Here is an 11,400-nt window from a genome sequence, read left to right as displayed (position 1 = left end):
GTGGCGGCACCGGCATCAGCAACCTCGGCCAGCCCTGCCGGAAACACCACCGGCTCAAACACACCACAGCCTGGAGACCCGTAAACGCCACCCGCTACCGGGCACCGGGCTGGATCTCACCCGCGGGACGCTCCTACCCCGGCGAACAACAGGACTGGGAACCGCCCGACTGGCCGGACCACCCCGACCACGGAAGCGACTACCCGGCGGTCGCGGGCGACGCCACCGGGTGGGAACCGCAATGGGCACCCGAACGGGAACCGGAGTGGGAACCGCAGTGGGAACCGCAATGGGAACCGCAATGGGAACCGCCCGACTCGCCGGACGCACGCGCCGGGGTAGACCGAGCCACCGATGCCGTCGATCCCGGAGAGACCGGGCCACCATTACCGGCGGACCCCTTCCCTGAATGGGCCCTCTTCACCGCGGCGTAGGATCACCCTTGCCTCTGCTGCCCACCGGTTGCCCCGGGTGAGTAGTCACAGCCTCGGATCACCGTTGTGGACGCGCGCTGCTGCCTGTATCCGTCGCCTGCCGGTGCCGGCGGATCCGCCACGTGACCAGCACACCGGCTGCCACTGCGGCAACGACGATGGCGGCGGCACTTCCGGCGGTGTGCGCCACCTCGTCGTATAGGTTCCCGGCAAGGTATCCAAGGGTCACGAACAGGCTGCCCCACAGCACGCCACCGGTGATGTTCCACAGCGCGAAGCGCCGGTAGGGCATGCCGCTGAGCCCGGCCAGTGCCGGCATGACCGCGCGGAAGAAAGCGGTAAACCGCCCAAGGAAGATGGCCGGGCCGCCGCGCCGCTGCAGGAAATCCTGGGCCTTCTCCAACTGGGGGCGCTTCCGGTCAAAGATCCTTAGTGACATCAGCCGGGGGCCCAGGTGCTTGCCGATTTCGTAGCCCACCGTGTCACCAAGGATCGCGGCGGAGACCACTACGGCAATCATCGCCGGGAGCGGGACGCTGCCCTTGCCGGCGATCACACCTCCCACCACCGCGGCGGTTTCGCCGGGGATGACGAACCCGATAAAGAGGGCATCCTCGGCGAAAACGAGCGCGAACACAACACAGGCCACCAGTACCGGGCTGGCGTTGAGGAGTCCGTCGAAGAATGCCTGCATCAGCAACAGTGTGGCAGTAGGACGGGCTGCCGTCAGCCTTTCAGGTCCCTGCGTCTCCTATGCTGGGGCCATGGACGCCTCGCAGCAGTTGGGCAGTAAGCCGATTCTCACCCTGACGGTGAATCCGGCCTTGGACATCAGCACCTCAACCGAACAAGTCAGCAGCGGCCATAAGCTCAGGTGCGGCGCGAGCCGCCTCGACCCGGGCGGCGGCGGCATCAACGTGGCGAGGGTAATCCAGCGCCTGGGCGGACAAACCCTGGCGGTGTACACGGCAGGGGGGCCCACGGGGGAAGCCTACCGCCGGCTGATCGAAGCGGAGCGGATCCCGACGCTGGCTGTCCCCATCCAGGGGAGCACCCGTCAGGACTTCACCGTTGATGAGACATCCACCGGCAAACAGTTCCGGTTCGTGCTGCAGGGCCCGGAACTCAGGGAACCGGAGTGGCAGTCATGCCTGGACCTTGTTGCCGCCTCCATGCCGGCGGGCGGTTACGTGGTGGCCAGCGGCAGCCTTCCGCCGGGAGTCCCGGACGATTTCTATGCGCGGGTTGCCCGCGTGGCTCGGCAGTCCGGTGCCCACTGCGTCGTTGACGCGTCCGGCCCGGCACTCACCGAGGCGCTGGCCGCGGGAGTGTTCATGGTCAAGCCGAGCCTGCGCGAACTGGGGGCACATTTCGGCGCCACCTTGGACAGTGAGCAGAGTCAGGTGGACGCCGCATCCGCCCTCGTTGCTGACGGGGCGGCGGAACACGTCGCCCTGACGCTCGGCGGGTCCGGTGCCTTGCTCGCGTCGAAGTCCGGCCTCATCCGGCTCACTGTGCCGGATGTGACGGTGGTCAGCACGGTGGGGGCCGGGGACAGTTTCCTCGGCGCTTTTGTGCTCCGGCTCGCCCAAGGGCGCCCGCTTGAAGACGCTTTCCGGGCCGCAGTGGCCGCCGGAAGTGCCACGGTCATGACACCTGCCACCGAATTGTGCCACCGGGCGGACGTTGAACGCCTGGAAGCCGAGCTCGCCAACTCAGCGACCTGACCGGCCGCGGGTGTCCTGAGCGCCCTGGCACCGCAGCCGGAACCTGTCCACGTGTAGGTGGTCTGCATCGGGAAAGGTCTCTGGCCGAATGCAGGAGGGCGGCGGCAACCCCTCGGGTTGCCGCCGCCACGCGGTTGACCTGCCGGCGGTTACGCCACCGCTGCGGGCTCTTTGACCTTCAAGGGTTCAATCTTGCCCATGACGAACAAATAGTTGGCGGCGCCCACAAGCGAGACGGCTCCGATGACCGCCAGCGGTGCCACGAAGGAACCGGTCTGGTCCACCAGCACGCCGATCAGGATGGGAGTGAAGATCCCGGCGAGGTTGGAGGCGAAGTTCTGCAGTCCGCCGATGGATCCGACGTGCTTCGAGCTCGGGGCAACGTCCGCGGGCAGGGACCAGATTCCGGTCGCTGCGACGGTGAGGCTTGAGTATGCGACGGAGAGCAGCGCCAGGGCCATCCAGGCCTCCGGGACGAGGGCGGCAAACATGATCACCGAGCCGCCTGCGAGCCCGCCGGCGATGGCGGTCTTCCGCACCTTGGTGACGGATGCGCCGGCACGGACGGCGCGGTCGGCCAGATATCCGCCCAGCCAGCCGCACAGCACCGCGCAGATACCCGGAATGGCGCCGAAGAAGCCCAGCTTGAGCAGGTCGAACCCGCGCTCCTTGACGAGGTAGCTCGGGAAGAACGTGATGAAGAAGTAGATTGCGCTGTTCAGGCAGAAGAAACCGAACATCATGCTGAGGATGGTGCGGTACTTGAAGAGTGAGCGCCAGGGCAGCTTGGCGGCGTTGGCGTCATCGCTGCCTTCGCCGCGGGCTCCGCCTTCTTCGATATAGGCCACTTCGGCGGCGTTGGCGCCGGGGTGCTCCTGGGGGCTGCGGTAGACCTTCCACCAGACGGCGGCCCAGATCAGGCCGGCGACGCCGATGATGATGAACACCGCATGCCAGGAAGTCAGCGCCACGATCAGGGTAACGATGGGCAGCGCGATCACGGCCCCCACCCGGGAACCCGAGTCCCAAATGCTGGTGGCAAAGGCCCGTTCACGGACCGGGAACCAGGTGGCCACCACCTTGGCTGCTGTGCTGGGCGCAGGGCTTTCGCCGACGCCCAGGAGGAAGCGGGCTGCGAACAGGGACCAGAAGTTTGTCGCCGCGGCGGTCACCATGGTGAAGATGGACCACCAGACCGCCGCCAGCGAGAACGACCTGCGCGGCCCGACCTTGTCCACATACCATCCGGCAGCCAGCTGGCAGAAGTCGTAGGCCCAGAAGAAGGCCGCAAAGATAAGGCCCTGCTGCGTGGCGGTCAGTTCAAAGTCCTTGCCCATAAAGGGCAAGGCCACACTGAGGCTGGAGCGGTCCAGGTAGTTGATGCTCAGCCCGATGAAGGCGAGCCAGATAATGACCCAGCGCTTCCGGGTCATGATGCGGGGATTTTTGGGGGAAGACGTACTGGCAACTTTACTTCCGAGCGCAGTCATGTGGTCTCCTTCGACGTGAACATGGCTTCGGGCGCCTGTGGCACCGGGGGAAGACACCGAAGATATCGATGCCAAATCATATAGGAATCTGGTTAATCATATAGAAAACGTGATCCAGATCAAGCCCCCCTCGAAAATCGCCCGCAGCAGTCCCCTCCGGGGCGACTGAAGGTCCGGTGGAATATGATTCCCCCAGCGACTCCCACCCGAACAACACCCCAACCAGCACTAAGAGGTCAGCGCGTGCCCCCACGTCAGTCTTCCGATGTCTCCCGCGGCAAAGCAGCCGTCAGCGACGTGTATTCGTCCATGCGCGCCTCAATCCTCGAAGGCGAAATCGCACCCGGAACCCGGATCAACATCGACGCCGTGTCGCGGAACCTGGGCGTATCACAGACGCCGGTGCGCGAAGTGCTGCAGCGGCTCGAAGGTGACAACCTCGTGGTCTACAACCCCGGCCGGGGCTACAGCACCACGCCGCTGCTGGACCTGGCCGAGCTGCGCTCCCTTTTTGAGTTCCGCCTGCTGGTGGAGCCCTGGGCGGCGCGTTCGGCAGCCGTTGACCGGCTGGCCAATCCCTCGGCCGCGCTCGAAAAGGAAATTACGGCATTCCGCGGCGCCATGACGTCCGCGGGTGACCTGCGGCAGGAGCTGGTGGCCCACGACACCCGCTTCCACGACACGATCCTGGCCGCCGCGGGCAACACGGTTGTCCGCCACGCTTTTGCACAGACGCACTGCCACCTGCACACCTTCCGCCTCTACCCGGCCGACGTGGACGGTGCCATTACCGTCGCGGAACATTCGGCGGTCCGCGAGGCCATCAAGGCCTGCCGGCCCGAACAGGCCGAAGCCGCCATGGCGGAACACATCCGGAACTCCTTTGCCCGCTTCGCCCAGGCTTTCGAAGGCCACGCAGACCTCGCACCGCTCGAGGACGGCGGCCCGCCCAGGCGGCACATCGTGGACTAGCTCCCCAAGCCCCGGCCACCCGGCCGGGGCTCTTTTTTGCCCTTGGCACTTGATCTGGATCACACTTCCTATATGATTGTAAAAATTCATATAGGAAATCATGCACACCCTCCAGTTCAATCCGAGAGAAGAGATCCATGCCTTCCATCACTTCCATCACCACCCAGGACGTCCGCTTTCCCACGTCGCTGGAGCTCGATGGTTCCGACGCGGTCAACGTTGACCCCGACTACTCCGCCGCCTACGTCGTCATCCGCACCGATGCGGGCGATGAGGGCCACGGGTTTGTGTTCAGCTGCGGCCGCGGCAACGAGATCCTGACGGCGGCCATCAACTCCTACGCAGCCCTCCTCAAAGGGCGGGATATCAATGAACTGATCTACGACCTCGGCAACGCATCCAAGCGCCTCATCCACGACTCGCAGCTCCGCTGGCTTGGCCCGGAAAAGGGCGTCACCCAGATGGCGGCCGGCGCGCTGATCAGCGCCCTCTGGGACATCCGCGCCCGTCGCGAGAACAAGCCCCTCTGGCTGCTCCTGAGCGAAATGTCCCCGGAAGAGGTCGTGGACGTCGTGGACTTCACCCACATCCGCGACGCCCTGAACCCGCAGCAGGCACTGGATATCCTCCGCGCAGGCCAGGACGGCAAGGCAGCACGGATCGCCTCCCTCAAAGCTGACGGCTACCCCGCCTACACCACCTCACCGGGGTGGCTTGGCTACAGCGACGAGAAACTGGTCCGGCTCAGCAAGGAAGCGGCAGCTGACGGCTTCTCCATGATCAAGCTCAAGGTGGGCGGAGACATCAACGACGACCGCCGCCGCATGGCCCTCGCCCGGCAGGCCGTGGGCAACCTGCCCATCGCCATCGACGCCAACCAGCGCTGGGAAGTGTCCGAGGCGATTGAATGGGTGAACCAGCTGGCCGAGTTCAACCCGTACTGGATCGAAGAGCCCACCAGCACCGACGACATCCTGGGCCATGCGGACATCCGGAAGGGAGTAGCCCCGGTCCGCGTCGCCACCGGCGAGGCCGTAGCCAGCCGCATTGTGTTCAAGCAGCTGCTGCAGGCGGGGGCTATCGACGTTCTCCAGCTCGACTCCACCCGGGTGGGCGGGGTCAACGAGAACATCGCCAACCTGCTGCTCGCCGCCAAGTTCGGCGTCCCGGTCTGCCCGCATGCCGGCGGCGTGGGCCTGTGCGAGCTGGTCCAGCACTTCTCCTTCTTCGACTACGCCGCCATCACGGGAAGCCAGGACGGCCGCATGATCGAATACGTGGACCACCTCCACGAACACTTCGCCGAACCGGTCCGGATCGTTGGCGGACGCTATGCCGCCCCGGAACGCCCGGGCACCGGCGCCGAAATGCTCAGCGCTTCCCGGACGCGCTGGGAATTCCCCTCCGGCGCAGGGTGGCTCGAAGTGGGCAACAGTGCCGCCGTTACCGGCGCGAGCCTTGCACCTGCCGGAGCCGGCCGATGAACACCACCGCCGGCCAGCTGAACGCATCCGTCGAGGCCGCCCACGCAGCCTTCGAAAAGGCCCGCCTGGCAGGTCCCGGAACACGGGCGTCCTGGCTTGAAGCGGTAGCCGCCGGCCTGGAAGGCGACGCCACGGCCCTCGTCGGGATCGCGGTCACCGAAACCCACCTCGCCGAACCCCGGCTCCAGGGCGAGCTGAAGCGCACTGTCTTCCAGCTCAGGCTCTTCGCCGACGAGATCCGCCGCGGCGAGCACTTCGACGCGACGATCGACCACGAAGACGCCGCCTGGGGCATGGGACCGCGGCCCGACCTCCGCCGCTACAACGTCCCGCTCGGCGTGGTCGGGGTGTTCGGGGCGTCCAACTTCCCCTTCGCCTTCAGCGTCATGGGCGGCGATTCCGCGTCCGCCCTGGCGGCCGGCTGCGCCGTCGTCCACAAGGCGCACGACGGCCACCGTGAACTCGCGGTGCGCACCGCCGAAACGGTGACGGCCGCGCTGGAGTCCGCCGGGGCGCCGTCGGGCCTCTTCTCCCTGGTCACCGGACGCCAGGCCGCGGAGGCGCTGGTTGACCACCCGCTGGTGCAGGCCATCGGTTTCACGGGTTCGACGGCGGGCGGCCGGGCATTGTTCGACCGTGCGGCCGCGCGGCCGGAACCCATCCCCTTCTTCGGGGAACTGGGCGGAATCAATGCCGTTTTCGTCACCGGCAACGCCTGGTCCGCACGCCGCGAGGAGATCCTGGCCGGCTACGCCGGCTCCTTCACGCTGGGCATGGGGCAGTTCTGCACCAAGCCGGGCGTGCTCTTCATCCCCGCCGGGCACACTGACGAGGTGCGGGATGGCCTCCGGGACGCCCTCGCGGACTTCACCCCGGCGCAGCTGCTCAGTGAACGGCTGCACGAAGGGTTCCGGCAGGCAGTTGCCGGGCTGCGGGACACGGCGGGCGTGCAGGTGCTGCTGGACGGCGACTTCGCCAAGGCGCCGGCACCCACCGTCCTGCTGACCACGGCCAATGCCGTCCGCCGGGACCCCGGCATCCTCCGCCAGGAGATGTTCGGGCCGGCCAGCCTGGTGGTGGAGTACAGCGACGACTCCGAACTCGCCGCCCTGGCCGGACTCCTGGAAGGCCAGCTGACCACCACCCTGCAGGCGGAACCCGAGGACGACGTCGCCGAGCTTGCCGGCAGGCTCGCGGACATCAGCGGGCGCCTGCTCTGGAACGGCTGGCCAACGGGGGTGACCGTCAGTTACGCCCAGCACCACGGCGGCCCGTACCCGGCCACGACGTCGGGCACCACCTCCGTGGGGACGGCCGCCATCCGGCGGTTCCTGCGGCCGGTGGCCTTCCAGTCCTTTCCGGAGGCGCGGCTGCCGGAGCCGCTGCAGGATGCGAACCCGTGGAGCGTCCCGCAAAGGGTCGACGGCGCCTGGCAGCGGCCGTCCGCACGGCCGGAGGGCCGGCTGTGACGGCGCTCCCGGCGCAGGTCGCAGCTGTCCTTCCGGAGGACGCGGAGGACGCGCTCCTCATCGGCCGTCTTTGGGATGTGGAAAGCTCCGGTCCGCGGGTCGTGGGGGTGCGGGGCGGGGATGTGTTCGACCTGCAGCATCTCGCCGGCACGGTGTCGGAGCTGCTGGAACGCCCGGAGCCCGCGGCGGAGGTGCGTGCAACCATGACTGAGGCGCGGTGGAAGACGGCGGACGTCGTCAGTGCCTCCCTGGCGCAGGACACAACGCGTCCGCACCTGCTGGCGCCCGTTGACCTCCAGGTCATCAAGGCCTGCGGGGTGACGTTCGTGGACAGCATGATCGAGCGCGTCATCGAGGAGCGCTGCGGCGGGGATGCCGGCCGGGCCACCGAAATGCGGGACCTCGTGGGCAGGGCACTCGGTGGCAGCATCGGCGACGTGCGGCCGGGCTCCCCCGCGGCCGCCGAAGCCAAGCGGGTGCTCATCGCCGAAGGACTGTGGTCGCAGTACCTCGAGGTGGGTATCGGCCCCGACCCCGAGGTCTTCACCAAAGCGCCCGTGCTGTCCTCCGTGGGCCTGGGTGCCGGCGTCGGAATTCCATCGTTCTCCTCCTGGAACAACCCCGAGCCGGAGCTCGTGCTGATTGCCACGTCTACAGGCAAGGTTGTTGGCGCGACACTCGGCAACGATGTGAACCTCCGCGATGTTGAAGGGCGGAGTGCCCTGCTGTTGGGCAAGGCCAAGGACAACAACGCCTCCAGCGCCCTGGGGCCGCTGATCCGGCTGTTCGACGGCGGGTTCACGCTGGAGACCCTGCGGCAGGAAGAGATCCTGCTCCGGGTGGAGGGCACGGACGGGTACCGGCTGGAAGGCCGGAACACGGTGGCCCGGATCAGCCGGCCGTTCGAGGAGCTGGTGGCCGCGACCTTCGGCAGGCACCACCAGTACCCGGACGGTTTCGCACTGTTTACCGGCACACTGTTCGCGCCCACGCAGGACCGGGACGTCCCCGGTCAGGGCTTCACCCACAAGACCGGGGACGTGGTCACCATCCGCAGCCGCCACCTGGGGGCCCTGGTCAACACGGTGGGTGCCGCCGAAGAGCTGCCGCGGTGGCGCTTCGGGCTGCGTCAGCTGTTCGCCTACCTCGCCGCGCAGCAGCGCTCCGCTTCAGCTGTAGGCGCCGCCGGAGTCAGCTGAAGAGGCCCTCTCCGATGAAGCCGCCGGGCCCGGTGCCCGGCGGCACCGCGGCCAGGGCGGAGCCGGTGTGCTTGAGGTACTCCACGGCCAGGGTGTCCTGCTTGGCCATCGCCATCTGCATGGGCATGTAGTGGGTGCGCGGGTCCTTGACGAAGGCAATGAAGAACAAGCCGGCGTCCAGGTGGCCCAGCCCGTCGGACCCGTCGGTGTAGTTGTACCCGCGGCGCAGCATCCGGACGCCGCCGTTCTGGTCGGCGTGGGCCAGCCGGACGTGTGAATCCATGCCCATCAGGGGCTTGCCGTCCTTGCCCTTGATGCTGAAGTCCGGCGCGGTGAATTCCTTGCCGCCGGACAGTGGGGCGCCCTCGGCCTTGGTCCGTCCGATCAGGGCCTCCTGCTCGCCCAGGGACGTCCGGTCCCAGATCTCGATGTGCATGCGGATGCGGCGGGCCACCAGGTAGCTTCCGCCCTCCATCCAGGCTTCGCCGGGACGGCTGCCACCCTCCGCCCAGACGTGGTTCTGCAGGAGCTCGGTGTCTTCGACCTTGAGGTTGTTAGTGCCGTCCTTGAAACCGAACAGGTTGCGGGGCGTCTGCTGCGCCCGGGATGTTGAGGCCGTGCGTCCGAAGCCCAGCTGGGACCAGCGGACGCGGACCTTTCCGAATCCCAGCCGGGCCAAGTTGCGGATGGCGTGGACGGCAACCTGGGGATCATCGGCACAGGCCTGCACAATGATGTCTCCGCCGCTGCGTCCCGCCTGCAGGTCGTCGCCCGGGAAATGCGGCAGGTCGATGAGGGCGTCAGGCCGCCGGCCTTCGAGCCCGAACCGCGCCTTCCCGTCCTTTTCGAAAAGGCTGGCACCGAAGCCGAAGGTCACGGTGAGCTTGCCGGCACTGAGGCCCATGGCCTCGCCCGTGTCCTGCGGCGGGGCGTCATAGGAGCCGCCGGCCGCGCCGGTTTCACCGGTTTCGCGGCCTTGCGTCATGGCCTCCGCGGCCGAGGTCCAGTCTTTGAGGAGCCGGATCAGCTCGTCGCGGTCCTCGGTGATGACATCGAAGGCGGCCATGTGCAGGCGGTCCTGCGCCGCCGTCGTAATTCCGGCCTGGCGTTCCCCGTGGAACGGGACAGTGTCGCCGGCCGGTTCCACGGCAGGCTCGGCCGCGAAAACGGCGTCACGCCCCCACAGCCCGGCGGCGAGGCCGGCAAGTGCCCCGGCGCCCCCGACGCCGGCGAACGAGAGCAGGCCCCGCCGTGAAACCCCCTGCCCGGCTGCGGCTTTGGTGTCTGCGGCACCGTTGGGGGCGCGGTCGCCCGGGGACGTGTCCCCCTGTACTGCGCCCTGGCCGCCGCCGAAAGGGCAGCCGCTCACAGTACGACTGCCGCGGTGAGGTTGGACAGCGGTTCGCCCAGGGAATCCACCAGGGCGGCGAGGCGCTGCACCTGCTCGGGGCTCAGCTCGTTGTAGTAGGCAAAGCCGTCGCCCTTGGCATGGGTCTTCAGTTCCGCCTGCAACGCGGCGAATTTGGTGTCGAGGCTCTTGGCAAGCTCCGGGTTCTTCTGTTCCAGCACCGGCTTGAGGTTTTCGAAAGCGATCCGTGCGCCGTCCACGTTGGCCTGGAAGTCCCACAGGTCGGTGTGGGACCAGATTTCCTCTTCACCCGTGACCTTGCCGGTGGCCACTTCGTCCAGCAGCTCCTTGGCCCCGTTGCCCAGCTTGTCCGCGGTGAGCTCCACGGTCCGGGTGCGCGTGGCCAGTTCTTCCGTGTCAGCCACCAGCCGGGCCGCGAGCTTTTCGCGGTCGGCTGCGCTCAGCGGCTGGAAACCGGCCGGCGGGAACAGGTCCTTTTCGGCGCGGTGCCAGCCCGTCCATTCCTCGCCTTCCGCCAGATCCGCTTCGCGGGCGTCCAGCTTGGGATCGAGGTCGCCGAAGGACTCGGCTACCGGCTCGATGCGTTCCCAGTGCATGCGCGTTGCGGCGTAGAGATTCTTTGCGGTGGCCGTATCGCCGGCCGCGTAGGCCGCGGCGAACTTCTTGGTACCGGCCAGGAGCTGTTCGGTCTGGTCCTTGACGTAGGCCACGTACTGGGCCGTGCCGTGGTCGCTGAGCGCCTTGAGGTCGCTGTCCACCGCGGGCTTGCTGCCTGAATCGGTCACCTCGAAGCCGGCCCGGAGGCCGTCACCCACCATGCCGGGCTTGCACGCCGTGGTGTACTTCCCGGCAGGGACGGTGACCACCAGGTTCCGGGAAAGTCCCGGCCCGATGTTCTCCACCTCGCCCAGGATCCGCAGTCCGTCCTCCGCCAGCAGGTAAAACTCGGTGACCTGCTCGCCGTCGTTCTGGACGGCAAACGTGAGGTTGCCGCTTTTCGCGGACGCCGTGGACACCTTGCAGGCATCGCCGGTGCTGGTGACCTGGATGGGACCCGCCGCCCCGGCCGGGGAAGCCGGCGCTGCGTTGTCCGTGCAGGCGGCCAGTGTCAGCGGCAGAACTGCGACGGCGGCTGCCGCTGCCAGGCGGGCGGCCGCGCTGTGCCGGCGGCCGGGCGTGCGTGCGGCTGCTGAGCGGTCAATTTCGGGCAGGCTGGGGCTGGGCATGGAGGTGTTCCTTTGGGTGCGGGAGTGGGG

At 67.7% G+C, this 11,400-nt stretch carries 9 protein-coding genes and 1 pseudogene; 6 read left to right on the top strand and 4 right to left on the bottom strand.

Translation table 11 applies throughout. From position 1 onward, the window contains the following. Positions 1-434 (top strand): annotated as a pseudogene (locus ACFVWT_RS10995) (endonuclease); the annotation flags it as partial. A 58-nt stretch (positions 435-492) separates the two neighbouring features. On the opposite strand, the gene ACFVWT_RS10990 reads toward ACFVWT_RS10995, so the two are convergent. Then, on the bottom strand, positions 493-1,128 hold the full coding sequence (locus ACFVWT_RS10990; protein WP_390247832.1) for a DedA family protein: 636 nt from the start codon (positions 1,126-1,128) through the stop codon (positions 493-495). Positions 1,129-1,198: 70 nt separating this feature from the next. Here ACFVWT_RS10990 and ACFVWT_RS10985 point away from each other — a divergent pair, with 70 nt between their 5' ends. Next, positions 1,199-2,161, top strand: coding sequence for a 1-phosphofructokinase family hexose kinase (locus tag ACFVWT_RS10985; RefSeq protein WP_390247831.1), 963 nt, complete (start codon positions 1,199-1,201; stop codon positions 2,159-2,161). Positions 2,162-2,310: 149 nt separating this feature from the next. Here the strand turns inward: ACFVWT_RS10985 and ACFVWT_RS10980 are convergent, their stop codons facing one another. Next, positions 2,311-3,651: an MFS transporter gene (locus ACFVWT_RS10980; RefSeq protein WP_390247830.1), complete on the bottom strand. Its 1,341-nt coding sequence runs from the start codon at positions 3,649-3,651 to the stop codon at positions 2,311-2,313. Between the two features lie 243 nt (positions 3,652-3,894). On the opposite strand from ACFVWT_RS10980, the gene ACFVWT_RS10975 reads away from it, so the two are divergent. From ACFVWT_RS10975 to ACFVWT_RS10960, 4 genes are all read left to right on the top strand, one after another. Continuing rightward, positions 3,895-4,623, top strand: coding sequence for a GntR family transcriptional regulator (locus ACFVWT_RS10975; RefSeq protein ID WP_390247829.1), 729 nt, complete (start codon positions 3,895-3,897; stop codon positions 4,621-4,623). Positions 4,624-4,760: 137 nt separating this feature from the next. Further along, positions 4,761-6,107, top strand: a complete 1,347-nt coding sequence (locus tag ACFVWT_RS10970) for an L-fuconate dehydratase (protein ID WP_390247828.1) — start codon at positions 4,761-4,763, stop codon at positions 6,105-6,107. Continuing rightward, positions 6,104-7,576, top strand: a complete 1,473-nt coding sequence (locus tag ACFVWT_RS10965) for an aldehyde dehydrogenase (NADP(+)) (protein ID WP_390247827.1) — start codon at positions 6,104-6,106, stop codon at positions 7,574-7,576. The genes ACFVWT_RS10970 and ACFVWT_RS10965 overlap by 4 nt, the downstream gene beginning before the upstream one ends. Continuing rightward, a complete protein-coding gene (locus ACFVWT_RS10960) occupies positions 7,573-8,775 on the top strand; it encodes a fumarylacetoacetate hydrolase family protein (protein ID WP_390247851.1) in 1,203 nt (400 codons plus the stop codon). The genes ACFVWT_RS10965 and ACFVWT_RS10960 overlap by 4 nt, the downstream gene beginning before the upstream one ends. On the opposite strand, the gene efeB is transcribed toward ACFVWT_RS10960, so the two are convergent. Together efeB and efeO are read right to left on the bottom strand one after the other, a co-directional pair. Continuing rightward, a complete protein-coding gene (gene efeB, locus ACFVWT_RS10955; RefSeq protein ID WP_390247826.1) occupies positions 8,768-10,144 on the bottom strand; it encodes an iron uptake transporter deferrochelatase/peroxidase subunit in 1,377 nt (458 codons plus the stop codon). The two genes, ACFVWT_RS10960 and efeB, sit on opposite strands and share 8 nt — an antisense overlap. After that, positions 10,141-11,370 carry an iron uptake system protein EfeO gene (gene efeO / locus ACFVWT_RS10950; protein WP_390247825.1) on the bottom strand — a complete coding sequence of 410 codons (1,230 nt, stop codon included), beginning with the start codon at positions 11,368-11,370 and terminating at the stop codon, positions 10,141-10,143. Before efeO ends, efeB begins: the two co-directional genes overlap by 4 nt. Between the last annotated feature and the right edge of the window lie 30 nt (positions 11,371-11,400).

It is taken from the genome of Arthrobacter sp. NPDC058288 (assembly GCF_042880995.1).
Taxonomy (GTDB): Bacteria; Actinomycetota; Actinomycetes; order Actinomycetales; family Micrococcaceae; genus Arthrobacter.
This window is presented reverse-complemented; position numbering and strand designations above follow the sequence as displayed.